Here is an 18968-nt window from a genome sequence, read left to right on the forward strand (position 1 = left end):
TAGCATTGATTATAGCAATAGCACACACTTTATTCAATTCTTTCTATAGTGGTTATGTGCTTGATTCTCGACTAGAGCGTGATACGGACCAATTTTTCAGGAAGCTGATTGCACATAGAAAAAAGAATTGATCCGACCTTGAATGATCGAACCAATTCATAACCGTGCATTATGAGAATAAGAAGTAAAGGATTTCAGACACAATCGTTCCAACCATCGTCATGATGAAGGTGAGGACATCGCTGATCAATGATGAGATCATTGCACCTAGTTTGGAAAAGAGATTGAAGGCTTCGACTTCTTCAAGCTGTTGTTGTTTTTCTTTTATATCATGGCTTGTAATCTGCTTTCCGAATACTTCCGCTTCAACTGCCCCTTCATCATTGATCTTCCATTCCAGGGCGCGGCTGCTCTCCACACCCTTCATCTTATCCATCTGACTTCCGACTTGCTGCATCCCGATTACGATACCGACAAGGAGGACAGAAATCAGCACCATACTCTTCAACAAGAACCGAATCATCTATATCCCTCCAACATCTTCATCCGTTTCGACCGTTTAGGTTTTGGTACAAGCCTATGACTGTGAAAACGACCTTAGAACCTAATGTGTGTAAGAACCGCTGTTTTTTTGGTCAATTTGACCGTGCAAGGCAGCATTCAATCCCCCGGCAATGACATTCGCCATATCCTCGATGAACACATCGACCTCTTTCGGCGTCACCATCAAGTTATGTCCGAGTGGTGCCAATACTTCTTTAATCAGCTGTCGTTTCTGTTGATCGCCCAACGTCCCGATCAACCCCAGATAGGCTTGTCTGTTCTCCTCATCCGGTAAATCTTCATCTGACAGTTCCCTTCGTTCTCCGAAAGTCATTCCTGCAGGAGTCAACGCTTTGGATGGGTCATCCTTCTCACGCATCTCCCGACCGAAATGCTTCAAAATGTAATCGATCGTATCACTTGTAATGGTAACGGCATCCACGACAGTAGGAACACCGATTGCAATAACAGGAATTCCGAGCGTTTCTTTGCTCAATTCCTTCCGTTTGTTCCCGACACCAGATCCCGGATGGATCCCCGTATCGGATATTTGGATCGTCGTGTTCACACGTTGTACTGCTCTAGATGCTAATGAGTCCACCGCAATGACGAAATCGGGTTTGGACTTTTCAATGACCCCGACGATGATATCGCTCGTTTCTATTCCAGTCGTACCCATTACACCAGGTGAAATCGCACTCACAGGTCGGAATCCTTCTTCCACGTTCTCTGGTGCCACTTCAAAGAGATGTCTCGTAACCATGAGGTTTTCTGTCGTCAGTGGTCCTAATGCATCTGGTGTCACATTGATATTCCCTAGTCCGACGACCAGGCAAGTTGCGTCTTTTGGAATATTGAGTTCTACCAGAAAGTTGTGAACTTCATGAGAAAAGACATCCTGGACACGCTGCTGGAGAGCAGTATCCTGATTCCGGATCCCTTGCATTTCCATGGTCAGATAGACACCAGGCTTCTTTCCTGTCGCTTCTACTCCGGCTTCTTCAATTTCCACCCGGGTCAGTTTGATTCCATCCATTTCTCGTTCTTTGACAATGACACCATCAATCGTCTGTTTCGATTTTTCTTCTTGTTCTTTCGTAATGACTTCATTCGCTTCAATCGCTAAATCTGTTCTGACATTATACAGTTCCAGTTCCTTATCCATAATCGGTTCTCACCTCGGGTTCTTTATCGCATTATGATTTAGGATGACCGCCTTTTTCGTATTTCATTCTTGTTGCTATAAAATGCGTGTTTTGTTATTGATTGTAGCGCAAGGTGCGAGACTCCTGCGGGAAAAGCGAGCCAGGCAAGACCCCACAGTGAGCAACGCGATCGAGGAGGCTTGCGGATCGCCCGCGGAAAGCGAGCAACCTTAAGAGAAAATCAATAACAAAACTTCACAATGCCTATTGAAAAGAGATTGCAATTATACGTACCGTTTGATAGAATACTTTGTGTTGTATTTATCGCAATTTCGGTTGCATTCAAGGAGGTGAACGGAATTGGCAAACATTAAATCCGCTATTAAACGTGTAAAAACAAACGATAAGCGTCGTGCTGTAAATGCATCTTATAAATCAGCAATGCGTACTGCCGTCAAGAACTTCGAAACAAAAGTGGCAAACAACGATGTTGAAGGTGCTAAAGATGCTTTCTTGGTTGCAACCAAAAAGCTAGACAAGGCAGCAGGTAAAGGAATTCTTCACAAAAATGCTGTAGCGAGAAAGAAATCAAGTCTTGCAAAGCAGCTTAACAACCTTAGCGCTTAATGAATTGTATTGAAATAAACGACCTAATCTAAGGTCGTTTTTTATTTTCTAGAGAAAGTTACAGGGCGTTTCCATGCGTCCCTGAAATTGAGAAAAACGCAAAATGGGGGACGCATGAACGTGTTATGCGTCCCCGAAATCGAGAAAAACGCAAAATGGGGGACGCATGAAGGCGTTATGCGTCCCCGAAATCAAGAAAAACGCAAAATGGAGGACGCATGAACGTGTGATGTATCCCCGAAATCGAGAAAAACGCAAAATGTAGTGCCTAACGCTATGGCGCTAACCATGAATGACTTCCCTTTTGAAAAAATGAAAAAAGAGCTTGAGATCACCTCATTGATCTCAAGCTCTTTTAATGTGAAATTAATTCGTTTGTTTCGCCTTGTGGATCCCTGTCATGAACAGCTCGAGGGAGAGTTGTTTATCCCGTTGGCCTGTCTTCATTTCGAAATCCGCATCTGCTGCACGAATTAACAGATCTTTCAGTTCTTCTTCTGAAAAAGCTCTGCTTTGTCTGCTGGCTATTTTTACGGCGTAAGGATGCAGAGATAGGATGGAAGCCATTTTTTTCTCAGTGAAACCTTGAGCTTTCAACTGTTTGACTTGGAGGATGATCCGGAACTGCCGGGCTAGCAGTGCCATAAGCTTGATCGACTCTTCATTCTGTTTCAAGAGGTCATAACAAATGCGGAGCGCCGCATCAATACGTCGATTGGCAACATGTTCTACCATTGTAAATACATTGCTTTCCAGCGATCGGGAAATCAATTCATCAACGATTGACGGTTCTATAACACCGCCCTCACCAACGTAAAGCGCCATTTTGTTCACTTCTCCAATAAGCAGTCCGAGGTTTTCACCTTGGAGTTCAATCAAACGTTCGACCGCTTCATCCGTCATTTTGACGTTTGCTTCTTTTGACGCATGATTAATCCATTCTTTTTGGAGCTGAACATTCATTTTTTCAGCTTGGATGACTTCTCCTTGCTTTTTAAGCGCCTTGACGATTTTTTTCCGTTCATCCAATTTTTCATAAGGAGCAATGAAGATAACAATCGCTTGTTCAGATGGATTCTGAAGGTATTGCTCAAGTTTTTTCAGGTCGTGTTCAACCTTTTGCTTCACTTTTGCGCCTGTAAGGAAATATGGATTCTGAATGATCACCACTCGATGATCCCCCATAAAAGGAAGTGTTTCAGCATCTTCAATGGCAGCTTCGATCGGCTGTTCCTCCATATCGTATGAAGACAAGTTGAAATCTGCCGACCCTTCGTCAAGAACAGCTTGTACAATCAGCTTCTGAGAGTACTCTAATATGTATTTTTCTTTTCCATATAATAAATAAAGCGAAGAATAAGCTTCATTCTTCAACTTCTTGGTCAATTCATTAATCGACAAACTCATCACCTCACTAATATCCTAAGCATATATGATAAGTTTGCCAAGGTACAGGGTAAAAGGAGGCTCAACTATAAAAGTTAACCCTCCATTTATATGAACGCTGACAGTGAAGACCCGGGAAACAACACTGTCAACGATAACACTCTTCCCCGTAAGCTTATTGTTATGTTATCCTATGCAATGTGAAACTATAGGTGTCAACTCTTAGCAATATGGGCTACTTTTTAGGTAATATGGAAAAGACAAGCAAGCATAAGTTTCACGTAATCGTAAAAAATACAAATATGGATTTTTTTCAGCGAATACCGTATACTTGAGTTGAAACAGGAGGGTTGCGGAAATGAATGAATTTGAAAAGGATGTTCAGGCGAAGTCCAACGATGCAATTGAATCCGGTCTTGGTTTCGTATTTTCGTTTTTGTTCTTTACAATCATTTTCTTTATCGGTGTGATCATTAAGGCAGTCGCTCTATAGGGCAAGATTGTCTTACGTATGAATCAACCCATACGGGTACATATACGGAGTTGAAAAAGCGGAGGCCAATTGCCTCCGCTTTTTCACGTTCCCCTCTCATTCACTTTGCATCGTTTTTTCTACATGTACCTTTTCAGGGTGGATGGTGATCTTAATTCCACCAGATTTCCCAGTTTGTAGCACCTTCACCCCTTTTTCTGCAAGTCTCGATAATACATCAGCGTCAGGATGACCGTAGCGATTTTTTTCACCAGCGGAGATGATGGCGACTTTCGGATCAACATAATCCAAAAATTCCTCCGTGGTGGATGTCTGACTGCCATGATGAGCAACCTTAAGAAACTCCGCCTTCAAAAAAGGATATTGTTCGATAAGATTGATTTCCCGCTCACTTTCAATGTCTCCTGTAAATAAAAATCTCTGTCCGTAAAAATTTGCATGAATGATCAAGGACCGATTGTTACGGTCGGGATATTCCTGATCCTTACCCAACAGACGGATGTGTCCTCCATTTACCGGCCATTCCAAGTCTTCTTTTATAGCTAACAAAGGAACTTGATGATGTTTCAATTTACGCATGGATGACGTTTCATCCCATACACCCGTAATAATCCGAAGGACTTCAACATTTTCAATCAGTCCGGCGGTTCCTCCGATATGGTCATAATCGGGATGGGTCAAGATCAAGGCATCTATTTTCCGGATGCCTCTCGCTTTTAAATAAGTGGCAACGATATCTTTACCTGTATCGAACGTGCTGCTCCGCTCCATCCAGTCTTCCTGCTGAAATTGAAGCCTTCCACCTGTATCAATGACATACACAGCCTGTCGGAACGGGGCTTCCAAAACAATGGCATCTCCTTGCCCGACATCAAGCACAGTCACATAAGCATTCCGATCAAGCTTAGGAAGAGTAAAGATGATCACAAATGTAAGGAAGCATATGAAGCTCCCTTGGATAAAAGATTTTGCTGTTCTTCGATTTTCCCAAATGAAGAGCCATACCAGGATGGATAAGGTAAGGAGAATCGCTACGATACTGGGGAGTTTTCCTGTTGTCACCGTCCCGAGGGGGAGTGCCTCAAACCAGTCCATCAAGCTATGGATCACTCCGAAGATCTTCTCCACAACATAGCTTGAAATTCTCCAAACAGGAAAAGGAAAAAACGTATACAAGAGGTACGTTAAGAAGACGGCAGGCAGCAGGATGAGCGTCATGATCGGGATATAGATGATATTCAAAGGCAAAGTCCAAATCGAAACCTCAAAGAAATGCCAGAGCACGATCGGTAAGGAGACAAGGGTCGCGATGAATGAACTGCTTAACAACTGCTTGAACGGTGATAATCTTTTTAGAATGTATGTATTGGACAATAGGAGTGAAGCTGTAATCAAAAACGAAAGCTGAAATCCAATATGAAAGATGTAGGTGGGCTTGATCAGTAACATGACTAAAGCGACAAGTGACATCTGGTCAATCATTCTCATCTTCAACCGCAATAGCAACCCAACACAAGCGGTTCCAGCCATCAATCCAGCTCGGATGACAGACGGTGCTCCTCCTGTAAGCAAGATCAGCAGTGGTATGGTACAAAGAATGGATATGATGGCTGCTTCCTTTATAACGCCGCAACGAATGAACACAACATACATAAGTCCGAGCATTGTACCCACATGAAGGCCAGAGACAGCGAGGAGATGGATCAGGCCTAATTTCTGATATTGTTCAAGGAGCGATTCACTTAATCCAGATCGTTCACCAAACACTAATGTGTTCATAAGACCACTGAGTGTTTCCGGATAATCACGCTGTATTGATTCGATCCTTTCCTTTCGATATTCATGAAGTCGGATGATGGGTCCATCAGTAGTATGGCAGTCCCGCATATCGATATGATCAAGTTTCAGCAGCCAATGGATGTTAAAGGTCCGTTTCAAATAGGATCGGTAATTGAATGCATAGGGATTTCGATTTACAGAGGGCTTTTGCAATCGTCCTGATAAAGAACAACGATCCCCATACGCAAGCATTTTCACCTTTTTCTGTTCTTCGATTGACGGGATTGTATATTGAACGAGGATCTGCTCGTTATGAGGAAGGGTGTAGCGAAAGGAGAGCTTATTGCCATCAATAAGGGGATTCGAAGATATTAGGCCGGTAAAATCGGTCCATTCACTGTTCAGCCTCGTTGCATGAAGGTCTTCATACCACGTTGTATAAAAGGAAAAAACGATAAAAATTAGCAGAATTGGAATCGAGGAGAGAGTTAGGAAGGCGTGCTTACGGATTACGAGAAATAATAGGAGGAATAAGAAAAGCCACCAACGGTCATAGGTAGTCAGTATACCGAAGATGGCTGCCATTACAATCATATGTAGCTGCATTCTCATGTAATCATGGTCGGTTTGTCGTTCTCATACAAAGCTTTGAACTTCTCCTTCAAGTGTTCAACGGTTTCCGTGTCAGCATCACTTTTCATCAATTCTGATAAAAGCTCTTCAGTGAACGCCATCTTCCTGTGTGAGGATTGTGAGGTCAAATCATATTGCTTTTCAAGCGGAACAAGCTCTGTTTCTACACCTGATTGTTGGAAGAGTTCAATGGCATAAGGGTGGTTCCGATAATCTTCTGCATAATACACCTTCTTGATTCCACTCTGAATAATGGCTTTGCAACACTGAAGACATGGAAAGTGTGTGACATATATTTCAGCACCTGAAGTCGGTACTCCGAACTTCGCACATTGAAGGAGTGCATTCATTTCTGCGTGGATCGTCCTCACACAATGTCCATCAATGACATAGCATCCTTCATCTCGACAATGGACCCCGCCTGATATCGATCCATTATAGCCTCCTGCAATAATTCGTTTATCCCGTACAATTGTAGCTCCAACTGAGAGCCTTTCGCACGTGCTTCGTAACGCAAGTAAAGAACTTTGGGCCATGAAATATTGATTCCAGGATATACGACTCAAACCTTATCATCCCCTTCCCATTGTTCCTTTAAGTTTATCGATACTTCAGAAACTTCGCAATGTCAATTGGACACCATTATCGATTCCTTGATTCTCTCCAACGTCTTTTCTCCGATCCCTGCGACCTTCGTCAAATCTTCCACCTTGGAAAACAGGCCATTTTCCTCCCTGTAATTCAATATAGCTGCCGCTTTCGATGGACCGATTCCAGGAATCGTCTCCAGCTCCTGTTGATCAGCTTTGTTGATATCTACTTTTCCAGAATCCTTTTTTTGAAGTTCGAATACAGGAGACTCCTCACCTTTTCTAGGTACAAATACAACCGCTTCATCTTGAAGGACTTCTGCCAAATTCACCCTGTCAGCATCCGCATCGTTCTGAAAACCACCTGCGAGCATGATCAGATCATTGATCCGTTGACCGGGCTTCATCTGATATACACCTGGTTTCACCACCGCACCTTTCAAATCAACAAGGATGACATTTTCCTCTTTTTGGTGAGCAGCAGGTGGTTCCTCTTCTTCTTCCATGACGTTCATTTGGTTCATCATTTGGAAAGGGTCCTCCTGCTGCTCGCTTTCCTTCCATGTCTGCCACACAACTATGAGAATCAAAATGATGATAATCAGTGCCAGAACGGCTTCCAACCTTGAAAATTCCTTTAATTTCAGCCGTTAAACCTCCCTTCTTCTTATGCTCCATTCATGATCAATCACCCAGAAGCTTCCTGAGAAAGGTACAATACACCTTTGTCACATACATAATTAATTAGATTCGTTCATACATTTGAAGATAGAAGACGGTCAAAAGGAGGGTTATAAATGAAAGTAGGCATTATAGGTACAGGGAACATGGGGACGATATTAATTTCTGCTTTTATCGATTCGTTAGCCGTAAGGCCGTCCGAATTAATGATCATCAACCGAACAGCTCAAAAAGCTGAAGCGTTAAAACTTCAATACCCTGACCTACTTGTGGGTAAATCCAACAGTGAGGTTGCGGAATTCGCCGATATTCTTTTTGTATGTGTGAAACCTCTGGAGTATTATGCATTGATTGAACGCATATCACCTTACTTGACGAATGATAAATTAGTGGTCTCCATTACAAGCCCGATATCTGTTGAACAGCTTGAAGAACTAACACCCTGTTCGGTTGCAAGAGCGATACCAAGCATCACGAATCGCGCTTTGTCGGGGGCATCTTTAATCACATACGGAAAACGCTGCTCAGAGGATCAAAAGAAGAATTTAGAACAATTGATGGGATGTATTTCAACACCAGTTGAAATAGACCAGGCAATAACAAGGGTAGCCTCGGACCTTTCGAGCTGTGGTCCAGCTTTCTTCAGTTATCTTCTGCAAGCCTATATTGAAAGTGCAGTGGAGGAAACAGAGATCTCAAAAGAGCAGGCGACCTATCTGGTCAGCGAGATGATCATCGGCATGGGTAAGTTGCTTGAAAAGGAAATTTATACGTTACCGACTTTGATGAAGAAAGTATGCGTGAAAGGTGGCGTTACAGGAGAGGCGTTGAAGGTATTCGATGCGGAGTTAGGTCCTCTTTTCAATCATGTCATCGATCGGACACATAAAAAGTATGAAGAAGACTGTGAATTAGTGGAGAGACAGTTCACTAAACAGTATTAGCATTAAGCTCTTATTCTCCATTCAACTGCATTTCCCTTCAACCAACACAAAATTAAATCAAAAGGAAAGGGACTGCCGTAAAGGCAGTCCCTTTCATCCTTTTTGGATCTTTTTTGCGATGAAGAATAATCGTTCTGTTTGTTCGTCTGGTTCACGGTCTGAAAAGTCAGAAGTGATCGAGCACACTTCAAAGCCAGCATCCTTCAACAGATGAACGTATGTATCCATTGGATAGGTGATTTGATAATGAGATTCATCATATCGGTTGTAAACAGATTCCTTCTCCTGCACGAAAAAGGATAGATCATGGTGAATACTCCCAGCTTTAGCTCCCTGGTGGCATTCCCAGATATAACTGATTTCCTCTTCATTCAACGTAAACGTCTCGTTTCCGAACACCTCTTCGATTTTATAAAGACTATGGACGTCAAACATGAATAGTCCATCGTCTTTCAAAGTGTGTGCGATACGTTCGAACGTCACTTTGACATCTTCTATGGTTGGGAGGTAGTTCAAGGAGTCGCAGAAAATGATCGCTGCATCCAAGTTTGAAAACCCCTCCAACTCCCTCATATCTTGTTGGAAAAACGGGATTTCTAAGTCATGATTTTCAGCCTTTTTCCTCGCGACCGCAAGCATCTCTTCAGAAAGGTCGATTCCCTGGACATGATATCCCTCAAGACCAAGACGTACGGAGATTTCACCTGTTCCACATCCGACATCAAGCACGTCCAATGTATTGTTTATTCCATAGCGATCGATGGCATTTCTGAAGAAACTCACCCACATATCGTAGGGAGCATCCTCCATCAATCGATCATATAATCCTGCAAACTGTTGATAATTCATGTTGTCACTCCACTAAGCCAGCATTGATGCAACGTTTAAAGTCGGGGCATCTCCCCATAATTTCTCCAGATTGTAATAAGAGCGGTCGTCCTTATGGAAGACGTGTACTAAGACATCACCTAAGTCAATCAACACCCATCTGGATTGATCCAATCCCTCAAGGCGTTTGATGTCAAGTCCACTCTCTTGCGCACGGTCCTTCAACTCTCGAGCGATGGCTTCTACCTGCTTCTCAGAGTTCCCATGACAAATCATGAAGTAATCCGCTACCAGAGAGATCCCTTGAACATCTAGTACGACAATATCTTCTGCTCTTTTATCATCAGCAGCTTGTACTGAAACTTTCACCAATTCATTTGCTGTCATCCGTGATTTCCTCCTTGTTGACTTACAATATCATTATATGTGTGCAGCGTTCCCGGGTACACCAATTGATTCCGTTTCATCAAAAAGGTGATTGTATTTTTAATCGATTGCTTAACCGCTTCATCAAGGTCATCTTGAGCGATTTCACGAACTTCTTCAACCCCTGGGAAGTGTCTTCCTGGTTCAATATAGTCGGCCAGAAAGACGATTTTTTCAAGCGTGGTCATTTGAACCCTTCCTGATGTATGGCTTCGTATGGCTTGAAGGATTTCATCATCCTGAATCCCGACCTCTTTCTGGACGAGGTATGCCCCGACAGGAGCATGCCACAGTTCAGACCCGTACTGAAGAAGTTCGTCTCCAAGCTTTTGTTCAATGATGACTGCCTTCATCTCATCCTTTGGACGAAATTTCGCATAATCATGAAAAATGGCTGCCATTCTTGCTTTTTCTACATCTGCTCCGAACCTTTCAGCAAGTTCTACGGCAGTGTCCATGACACCGATCGTATGCTGATAACGATGGTCCGTCAATTGTGCTTTAACGATCTCCAGTGCTTCTTCTTTATTCATAAAGTCGATTCACCTCAATGTACTTCTGCACTTCCTCTGTCACGTAATATTTCGTGTTACGATTCTTTGCAAACCGCTCACGCAAGAGTGTAGAAGATAGTTCAATCATTGGCGTTTCAATCTGAACGATTGAATCCATGAAGGGACTATCAAATTGATATCCCGGGCGCTTCACCCCGATGAAGGTCACCATCTCCAGCAATTGTTCGATCCGATCCCACGTATGAAGGGAATCAACCATATCCGCTCCAATGATGAAGTAGAAATCCCACTCAGGATGTCGTTCCTTAAGCGCGCTGATCGTATCGACTGTATAGGAAGGACCCGTGCGATCGAATTCAATCCGTTCCAACTCAAATTTCTCTTGATTTTCGATCATCCTTTGGACCATTTGGATACGATGCTTCCCTGAAGAGATCTTTCTATTTTTGTGTGGGGGGATCGCACTCGGCATGAATAGCACTTTGTCAAGGCTGCACTGTTCCAGGGCTTCTGTTGCAATGATCAAGTGACCAAGATGAGGAGGATCGAATGTCCCCCCGAGAATACCGATCTTCTTCTTACTCATGACGAATCAGGATGGCAGCTCGATCGTTTTTTTCTCTGTGGATTCTTTGTACAAGACGATTGTGTTTCCGATGACTTGTACAAGTTCAGCCCCAGTATTTTCAGTCAATCGTTCAGCAACTGTCTCCTTATCCTCTTCACAGTTTTGCAGAACACTAACTTTGATCAATTCACGCGCCTCAAGTGCATCGTTAATTTGCTTATACATATTCGGGTTTGTTCCTCCCTTGCCGACTTGAAAAATCGGGTCAAGGTGGTGTGCTTTAGATCGTAAAAAGCGCTTTTGCTTTCCTGTTAACATTACTTCTTCCCTCCAAGTTTCTTTATGACGATATCCTCCATTATCTTGCTATCTGGTTCCTGTCCCGTCCAAAGCTCAAAAGCTAGTGCTGCCTGGTGAACAAACATCGGAACACCATTTTGGACTGTACAACCTATCCTACGACCTTGCTTTAGAAATTCCGTCATCAATGGATTATAGATGATATCGATTAAAGCTGTACCCGAATCGATCGTACGAATGGATAAGGGTATCTCATCCGTGTTTGGATACATGCCGATCGGTGTCGTATTGATGATAATGTCGAATGATTCGAGATTATGTTCTGCTGCTGAAATGGTAATAGCTTGTCCATATCTGCTTCCGTTCAAAAGACCATGTGCTTTCTCAACGGTCCGGTTGGCGATGGTTACGTTTCTTACCCCTTGCTTTATCAAGGTTTTTACAATTGCACGGGATGCACCACCTGCACCGAGGATCAGAATGGAAGTTGCCTTCAGGTCTCTTTTATAAAATGCCCTCAATCCCTTGAAAAAGCCAAGCCCGTCCGTATTATAACCTTTCAGTCGTCCATTTTCGATGACGACGGTATTCACCGCTCCGATTTCATTTGCCAATGGATCGATTTCATCCAGATGCTCCATGATTTTCACTTTATGAGGAATGGTCACATTAAACCCTTTACAACCAGTCTCCCTCAACTCCTCAATCATGTTCGGAAGTTCATCGCTTCGAACCCGTATCGCTTCGTAGACTGCATCCATATGATGATGTTCAAGACAAGCATTATGGATTTCAGGTGACATGGAATGAGCAATCGGATCGCCGATTACGGCATAATAAGGACGATTTCCCTTAAATGAGTGCATGACGAAGGTAGACCCCCACTCCTTCAGGGGCATAGGCAGTAACACTGCTTCCCCCAGTCGAGACAGTGATCCAACCTAGCCCAGAAAATACGATATCCATCTTATCTTCTTTAATGGAGAAATCGTGCCTGACAAGCTTCGGCATGTGCTCAAGACTATCTGCATCAGGCGGACTCAACATTTCACCAAGATGGTTCTCATACAGCTTCGATGCGTTTTCAAGTTTCGTCCGATGAATCGGCAGCTCATTGGATAGATAACAAATGAAAGATTGATTTGGACCAGAGGCATAATCAAATCGGGCCAATCCACCCAAGAATAGGGTTTGTCCATCTTTCAATTGATACACCTTCGGTTTGACTTCTTTTTTCGGTGTGATCTTTTTAAGATCCGTTTTACTTATATAATGTGCAATTTGATGATGATTGATGATACCAGGTGTATCATACAACGAGCTTTGTTCATCCAATGGAATTTCAATCAAATCCAACGTTGTTCCCGGATAATGGGAGGTTGTAATCAATGAAGACGTTTCTTCGCTATATTCCTGGATGAGCTGATTGATGAACGTCGACTTCCCGACATTGGTTGCACCAACAATATAGACATCTCTTCCGTTCCGATAACTCTCGATTGCCTCTGCAACTTCCTGGATTCGCATCCTCTTGCCTGCACTCATCAGTTCAACATCGATTGGTTTCACGCCTTGTTGACTTGCTTCGTATTTCATCCAATGTTTGATTTTATTCGGCTTTACGGATTTCGGTAAAAGATCAAACTTATTCCCAACCAATAAAATGGGGTTCTTACCGACGAAACGATGAATCCCCGGAAGCCAGCTGCCGCTGAAATCGAAAATGTCTACAATTTTCACAATCAAGGCATCTTCTGATCCGATACCCGATAAAATTTTACGATAATCATCGTCAGTCAATGAAACATCTTGTACTTCATTATAGTGCTTCAGACGAAAGCACCGCTGACAAATCACTTGTTCACGCTCGAGAGCGGAGGGTGGCGCATATCCAAGTTCGTTTTTATCCTCCGTTTGGATGGTTACCCCGCAACCTTCACACTGTATTTGATTACTCAAAAGATCATTCCTCCCAATTAATTAAACCTTTCCGCTTGAACCACTCAAGCACATGTCTTTCCATATATCTGTTTAACTTAGTAGCTAGTCCATCATTCTTTGCTACCGGCACGACGAGGATCGTGTGTAACCCCAATCGATTGCCTCCTAAAACATCCGTGAAAATCTGGTCACCAACCACCACAACTTCTTCATGTTTCAGCCTCATATTCTTAGCTGCCCGCTTGAACGCTTTCGTCATCGGTTTCCTGGCTCTGAAAATGAACGGGATGTTTAAGGGATAGGAGAAGCTCCTTACTCTCTCCTCATTATTATTCGATACGATCGTCACTTGTAGTCCCTTTTCTTTCAGCATCGCAAACCACTTGATCAGTTCAGGGGTCGCTTCGGGACGGTCCCATTCTACAAGGGTATTGTCCAAATCCGTAATGATACCCTTGATGCCTCTTTCAAGCAATTCATTCGCATCAATATCATATATAGACGGAACATGTTCATTCGGTAATAATCGTTTCAGCAACAAGAACACCTCATTCGTTTCATTTCAATCAATCTTATTGTACCAATAACTCATACTTGAACAATGATTTTTAATCACTTCACTATATACAGAAAAATCATAATAGACAAAAACTTTTCGACAAATTTCGATAATCTTTCATTTGTGGATAACTTTACTCACATTATACACATTGAAAGGGAACCAAATATTTACTTTATGAACAGTTTACCCACAACTTATCCACTTCTTTTTGTGGATAATAGAACGATTGTTCCTCATTTGGATTCGTGGTAAGCTAGGTTTACATCATAACATAACAGGTTATGAGAACTCTCCAATCATTATGACTGATTATAAATTACACGATTGAAATTTATCCTCATAGATCACCTTGAACCGATTTCTGACCTTATTACATTCATCCGATTCGTAAAATTTTGTTTAAAACAACATCAAAACCGTCTGGAGGTGCGAAGGCCATTTTCGGCTCTACTTATGGAAAATTTATCTGACGAGCTCCTTATCGAATCCTATCACAAAGCCAAGGAATTGAAACTCAGTCAAGACTTTATCAGTTTGATCAAACAAGAGATTGACCGTCGCCACTTATCACCGAAACTCATAACGACGCACTTATAATCGAGCCAACGATTTTGTTGGTTCTTTTTTTTTGAATTCTTTTAGATGTATTTTGTGTGATTTAAGCATATTTACTGTTAAAGTCCTGAAGTTAGGCGATAATATAGAGGAAACTATTGGTGTTTGAAGATTACGTATTTTGATTTTCAAGGTCAAAAGACGTTAAAAAAGTTGAAAACCTAAAGTTATTTTGCTTACAATGATAATGGTCTACATACATATTCGTTTTCTGAAAACTCGATAGGAGGATTTTTTATAATGTTACAATTTGCAATCCTTGCTCCTTTTCTAACGGCATTATTCGTGCCGTTTTTGTTTCGATACATACGGCAGATCCATACTGGGTGGTTCATCCTTCCAGTCCCATTTGGTGTGTTCATCTACTTCTTGACTCAAATGGGCTCGGTGTCGAACGGAAACAACATTGAAGCCTTTGTAGAATGGATTCCATCTCTTGGAATGAATTTCAGCTTCCATCTTGATGGACTTAGCTTGTTATTTTCATTATTGATTAGTGGAATCGGAACACTTGTTACTTTATATTCCATTTTCTATCTGAATAAAAACGAAAAACTAAACAATTTCTATGTCTTTCTGTTTTTATTCATGGGAGCGATGCTAGGTGTCGTCCTATCTGACAATGTTTACGTCTTATATTTCTTCTGGGAATTGACGAGTATATCATCGTTCCTGCTAATCGGTTATTGGTATGAGCGGGAAGCCTCACGATACGGCGCTCTCAAATCCATGGTCATAACCGTTTTAGGTGGTTTATCCATGCTCGGTGGATTCATCCTATTATCGTATGTGACCGGCACGACGAGCATCCGTGAAATGATTGAGGTATCGGATGTCGTCCTGGATAGTCCATACTTTACTGGGATTTTACTTCTGATCTTGCTAGGGGCATTCACGAAGTCAGCCCAATTTCCTTTTCACATCTGGTTGCCGGATGCAATGGAAGCACCGACTCCGGTCAGTGCATTCTTGCATTCAGCGACAATGGTTAAAGCCGGCATCTATTTAACGGCGAGACTGTTCTTATTGTTCGGAGGAACGGATTTATTCTTCGTCCTTGTAACAGGATTCGGATTACTCACCCTATGTTGGGGTTCTTACATGGCCGTACGACAAACCGATTTGAAAGCGATACTCGCCTTTTCGACCATCAGTCAGCTCGGAATGATCATGGCCATGCTCGGCTTTGGTACGAAGGCTGCCATTTTTGCAGCCGTGTTCCACATTTTCAACCATGCTACATTTAAAGGAAGCTTATTCATGATTGCGGGGATCGTCGATCACGAAACGGGTACCCGTGACATTCGTAAATTAGGTGGACTTATGACGCTTATGCCGATTTCAGCTACATTGGCGTTATTCGGTGCTTTTTCAATGGCAGGGGTTCCACTCCCAATTTTCAATGGCTTTTTAAGTAAGGAGATGTTCTTTGAAACCTCTATCCATTTGGAGTCAACCTCCGAGCTGGTCATGACGCTGGCACCTATACTACCAGTATTAGCAGTGCTCGGGAGTATTTTCACGTTCGTCTATTCGATGTATTTCTTCTTCCATACGTTCACAGGAGAGACGAAAGGGGAATTGCCTGTAAAACCACATGAAGCACCAATCGGAATGTTATTATCCCCGATTGTGCTGGTCATCTTCGTTGTGGTGATCGGGCTGCTTCCGAACCTAATAAACGGTCCGATCCTCCAACCTGCAACAGCTGCAGTGTTCGGAGAAGTACCTGATAAACATATTAAGTTCTGGCATGGCATTGATAACCCAGCACTCTATATGTCACTTGCCGTCGTAGCGATTGGGACACTCTTATATGTATCCATGAAAAAGTGGAAATCAGTATATAATTGGCTTCCTGGTCCATTAAGTGCAAATAAAGTCTATGATTTCACTTATAATGGACAGTTCAAACTTGCCGAGAAAACGACTCGCACTTACATGACAGGCTCATTAAGACATTATGTGCTTTACATTCTCCTTTTCTTAGTAGGAGCCACCGGAACCACTCTGGTTGTAACGGATGGTTTCGTTATCTCGACGGAAAATCTGGCACCTATATCATGGCCGGAAATCATTGTTGCAGTTGTGATGGCCATTGCAGCGTTCGGAACGATCGTCATGAAAAACAGGATTGCCGCGATTCTCGTCCTTGGAGTAGTCGGTTTCGGACTGTCATTATTGTTCGTGTTCTTCCGAGCTCCTGACCTGGCATTAACACAATTGATCGTCGAAACCGTTACGGTCGCTTTGTTCTTATTGTGTTTCTACCATTTACCAAAGCTTGATACTGAGAAACAACCTGTTTTCTCGAAGATGATCAATATCATCATTTCTGGGTCTGTTGGTCTGATCGTGACACTGGTGGCAATCGCTTCACACAGTTCAAAACGTTTTGAAACGATCTCACATTATTTCATTAAAGAGTCCCATCACCTTGGTGGTGGAGATAACGTCGTCAATGTCATCCTCGTTGATATGCGTGGATTGGATACGTTGTTTGAAATCACGGTACTCGGCTTAGCTGCATTAGGTATTTATGCAATGATTCGACTCCGTAAAGAGGAGGAGATGTAGTAATGGAAATCATCATGGCCATACTTGCCGGCATACTGTTTTCGGCGGGTGTCTATCTGTTGCTGCAACGTCAGCTTTTGAAGATCATATTCGGGACTGCATTGATTTCCCATGGGGCCCACCTTCTCATCTTGACGATGGGAAAACTGAACCGGGGTGCCCCTCCGATACTGGAAAAGGGGATTAAGGCATACGCCGATCCCCTTCCGCAAGCTTTAATCCTTACCTCGATCGTCATCAGCTTCGGGGTAACGTCTTTCCTGCTTGTCCTTGCTTACCGGGCATACAAGACGAACAAGACAGACAACATGGAGCAATTAAGGGGATCCGATCATGACTAATCTAATTACATTACCGATCTTAATACCACTCATAGCGGCAACCATGTTTGTCTTTTGGAGAAAGAGACTTTCCGCTATCCGAGTCGGAACGCAAATCATCACAATTGTAAACCTTGCCGTCACAGCATATATCATGTCCGTTGTCTTACGTGATGGATCAATCATATTGGAAACAGGTGGCTGGATAGCTCCGTACGGTATCATCCTTGTAGGTGATACACTATCCATCTCATTGCTGTTGGCTACGAACGTCATTGCTGTGGCTGCGGCATTTTATGCTCCGTATTCTCTGGATGAAGGTAGGGAGAAACATTATTTCTATACATTCTTCCTCATCCTTATCGCTGGTGTAAGTGGAGCGTTTCTAACAGGTGACATCTTCAACCTATTCGTCTTTTTCGAAGTTCTGTTGATGGCTTCATACGGAATGATCGTCCTAGGTGGAACAAGACAACAGCTTCGTGAATCGATCAAGTATGTACTGCTGAATTTATTTTCTTCTATGCTTTTTGTTACTACTGTAAGTTTTTTGTATTCCGTTACAGGAACCGTCAACATGGCGCAGCTTTCTGAACGTGTTGGCCAAGTCAATCAGGAAGGCATTCTGACGACCATCGGGATTTTGTTCTTTGTCGTTTTTGCAACGAAGGGAGCGTTATTCCCGCTCTATTTCTGGATGCCTCATGCTTATGCTAAGCCACCAGCAGTCATTTCAGCATTATTTGGTGCACTTTTGACGAAGGTTGGTATTTATTCGATCCTTAGAGTCTTCACTCTGATCTTTAACGGGAACGTTGATTATACACACAGCTTTTTCATCATACTCGCCGGTTTTACATTGATTTTTGGTGTAATCGGCGCAATGTCGACGAACAATATCAAATTGATCATCGCATACAATATCATACCTGCAATCGGCTTTATGATTCTCGGTATCGGTGTATTTACGGAAGGCTCTCTAGCGGGGTCTGTCTACTACCTGCTCCATGATATGGTCATCAAAGGGGCATTGTTCCTGCTCGTCGGGGCAATCGCAATCGTTGCTGGTACATCTGACCTTCGTAAAATCAGTGGACTTATCAAAACGTATCCGCTGCTTGGCTGGCTCTTCTTCTTAGCAACCTTGACTCTTGCCGGTTTGCCTCCGTTCAGTGGTTTCATCGGCAAATTGCTGTTATTGAAGGGTGCTTTTGAAAACGGTCATTACGTGGTAGCTGCAATCGGGTTGATTACAAGTTTACTTATTCTCGTATCTGTCATGCGTATTTTCATCAACGGATTTTGGGGTGAGAGCATGACCTTGCCAAAAGAGAGACGATCGATTAAACCACTCTATTTACCGATTTCATTTTTACTTGTATTCTCAGTCATCCTTGGAGTCGGAGCTGAGTGGTTCCTACCACATATCCAACAAATCGGTGTTGATCTAATGGACCCTTCCATCTATGTCGACGCCGTATTAAAGGAGTAGTTT

Annotated in this window: 21 protein-coding genes; 7 read left to right on the plus strand and 14 right to left on the minus strand. The window is 42.8% G+C overall.

The window, feature by feature from the left end; all coding sequences use genetic code 11:
• Positions 1-169: 169 nt before the first annotated feature.
• Positions 170-523, minus strand: a complete 354-nt coding sequence (locus V1497_RS12595; RefSeq protein WP_349407887.1) for a DUF3679 domain-containing protein — start codon at positions 521-523, stop codon at positions 170-172.
• Positions 524-604: 81 nt separating this feature from the next.
• Positions 605-1708 (minus strand): GPR endopeptidase, encoded by a 1104-nt coding sequence (gene gpr / locus V1497_RS12600; RefSeq protein WP_349407888.1) that lies wholly within the window; start codon positions 1706-1708, stop codon positions 605-607.
• A gap of 340 nt (positions 1709-2048) precedes the next feature.
• Here gpr and rpsT point away from each other — a divergent pair, with 340 nt between their 5' ends.
• Entirely contained in the window at positions 2049-2315 is a 267-nt protein-coding gene (gene rpsT, locus V1497_RS12605; protein WP_349407889.1) for a 30S ribosomal protein S20, read from the plus strand.
• Between the two features lie 366 nt (positions 2316-2681).
• Here rpsT and holA read toward each other — a convergent pair whose 3' ends face one another.
• On the minus strand, positions 2682-3716 hold the full coding sequence (gene holA, locus V1497_RS12610) for a DNA polymerase III subunit delta (protein ID WP_349407890.1): 1035 nt from the start codon (positions 3714-3716) through the stop codon (positions 2682-2684).
• Positions 3717-4059: 343 nt separating this feature from the next.
• On the opposite strand from holA, the gene V1497_RS12615 reads away from it, so the two are divergent.
• Positions 4060-4194: a YqzM family protein gene (locus V1497_RS12615; protein ID WP_349407891.1), complete on the plus strand. Its 135-nt coding sequence runs from the start codon at positions 4060-4062 to the stop codon at positions 4192-4194.
• Positions 4195-4290: 96 nt separating this feature from the next.
• Here V1497_RS12615 and V1497_RS12620 read toward each other — a convergent pair whose 3' ends face one another.
• The 3 genes from V1497_RS12620 to V1497_RS12630 form a co-directional block, all read right to left on the minus strand.
• Complete coding sequence (locus V1497_RS12620) at positions 4291-6579, minus strand: DNA internalization-related competence protein ComEC/Rec2 (protein ID WP_349407892.1); 2289 nt, start codon at positions 6577-6579, stop codon at positions 4291-4293.
• 2 nt (positions 6580-6581) lie between these two features.
• Complete coding sequence (locus tag V1497_RS12625) at positions 6582-7172, minus strand: ComE operon protein 2 (protein WP_349407893.1); 591 nt, start codon at positions 7170-7172, stop codon at positions 6582-6584.
• A 62-nt stretch (positions 7173-7234) separates the two neighbouring features.
• Positions 7235-7723, minus strand: coding sequence for a helix-hairpin-helix domain-containing protein (locus tag V1497_RS12630; protein WP_349407894.1), 489 nt, complete (start codon positions 7721-7723; stop codon positions 7235-7237).
• A gap of 270 nt (positions 7724-7993) precedes the next feature.
• On the opposite strand from V1497_RS12630, the gene comER reads away from it, so the two are divergent.
• Positions 7994-8821 carry a late competence protein ComER gene (gene comER, locus V1497_RS12635; RefSeq protein ID WP_349407895.1) on the plus strand — a complete coding sequence of 276 codons (828 nt, stop codon included), beginning with the start codon at positions 7994-7996 and terminating at the stop codon, positions 8819-8821.
• A gap of 93 nt (positions 8822-8914) precedes the next feature.
• On the opposite strand, the gene V1497_RS12640 is transcribed toward comER, so the two are convergent.
• From V1497_RS12640 to V1497_RS12675, 8 genes are read right to left on the minus strand one after another with little or no spacing between them, the layout of a single operon-like run.
• The gene (locus tag V1497_RS12640) at positions 8915-9670 is read right to left on the minus strand and encodes a class I SAM-dependent methyltransferase (protein WP_349407896.1); all 756 of its coding nucleotides are present in this window, start codon (positions 9668-9670) and stop codon (positions 8915-8917) included.
• 12 nt (positions 9671-9682) lie between these two features.
• Positions 9683-10036: a ribosome silencing factor gene (gene rsfS, locus V1497_RS12645; RefSeq protein WP_349407897.1), complete on the minus strand. Its 354-nt coding sequence runs from the start codon at positions 10034-10036 to the stop codon at positions 9683-9685.
• Positions 10033-10608 (minus strand): bis(5'-nucleosyl)-tetraphosphatase (symmetrical) YqeK, encoded by a 576-nt coding sequence (gene yqeK / locus V1497_RS12650; protein WP_349407898.1) that lies wholly within the window; start codon positions 10606-10608, stop codon positions 10033-10035. Before yqeK ends, rsfS begins: the two co-directional genes overlap by 4 nt.
• Positions 10601-11176: a nicotinate-nucleotide adenylyltransferase gene (locus tag V1497_RS12655; protein WP_349407899.1), complete on the minus strand. Its 576-nt coding sequence runs from the start codon at positions 11174-11176 to the stop codon at positions 10601-10603. Before V1497_RS12655 ends, yqeK begins: the two co-directional genes overlap by 8 nt.
• A gap of 6 nt (positions 11177-11182) precedes the next feature.
• Complete coding sequence (yhbY, locus tag V1497_RS12660) at positions 11183-11476, minus strand: ribosome assembly RNA-binding protein YhbY (protein WP_349407900.1); 294 nt, start codon at positions 11474-11476, stop codon at positions 11183-11185.
• Positions 11476-12324 (minus strand): shikimate dehydrogenase, encoded by an 849-nt coding sequence (gene aroE, locus V1497_RS12665; protein ID WP_349407901.1) that lies wholly within the window; start codon positions 12322-12324, stop codon positions 11476-11478. The genes yhbY and aroE overlap by 1 nt, the downstream gene beginning before the upstream one ends.
• Positions 12311-13417, minus strand: a complete 1107-nt coding sequence (yqeH, locus tag V1497_RS12670; RefSeq protein WP_349407902.1) for a ribosome biogenesis GTPase YqeH — start codon at positions 13415-13417, stop codon at positions 12311-12313. The genes aroE and yqeH overlap by 14 nt, the downstream gene beginning before the upstream one ends.
• A 4-nt stretch (positions 13418-13421) precedes the next feature.
• Positions 13422-13937 carry a YqeG family HAD IIIA-type phosphatase gene (locus V1497_RS12675; protein ID WP_349407903.1) on the minus strand — a complete coding sequence of 172 codons (516 nt, stop codon included), beginning with the start codon at positions 13935-13937 and terminating at the stop codon, positions 13422-13424.
• Between the two features lie 477 nt (positions 13938-14414).
• Here V1497_RS12675 and V1497_RS12680 point away from each other — a divergent pair, with 477 nt between their 5' ends.
• The 4 genes from V1497_RS12680 to V1497_RS12695 all read left to right on the plus strand — a co-directional run bounded on the left by V1497_RS12680 (position 14415) and on the right by V1497_RS12695 (position 18965).
• Positions 14415-14558 (plus strand): sporulation histidine kinase inhibitor Sda, encoded by a 144-nt coding sequence (locus V1497_RS12680; protein WP_349407904.1) that lies wholly within the window; start codon positions 14415-14417, stop codon positions 14556-14558.
• 258 nt (positions 14559-14816) lie between these two features.
• Positions 14817-17153, plus strand: a complete 2337-nt coding sequence (locus tag V1497_RS12685; protein ID WP_349407905.1) for a Na+/H+ antiporter subunit A — start codon at positions 14817-14819, stop codon at positions 17151-17153.
• A gap of 2 nt (positions 17154-17155) precedes the next feature.
• Positions 17156-17494 (plus strand): Na(+)/H(+) antiporter subunit C, encoded by a 339-nt coding sequence (locus V1497_RS12690; RefSeq protein WP_349407906.1) that lies wholly within the window; start codon positions 17156-17158, stop codon positions 17492-17494.
• Positions 17487-18965: a Na+/H+ antiporter subunit D gene (locus V1497_RS12695; RefSeq protein ID WP_349407907.1), complete on the plus strand. Its 1479-nt coding sequence runs from the start codon at positions 17487-17489 to the stop codon at positions 18963-18965. The genes V1497_RS12690 and V1497_RS12695 overlap by 8 nt, the downstream gene beginning before the upstream one ends.
• Positions 18966-18968: the final 3 nt, after the last annotated feature.

Origin of the sequence: Pseudalkalibacillus sp. SCS-8 (assembly GCF_040126055.1) — a bacterium.
In the GTDB taxonomy this organism is placed as follows: Bacteria; Bacillota; Bacilli; order Bacillales; family Fictibacillaceae; genus Pseudalkalibacillus; species Pseudalkalibacillus nanhaiensis.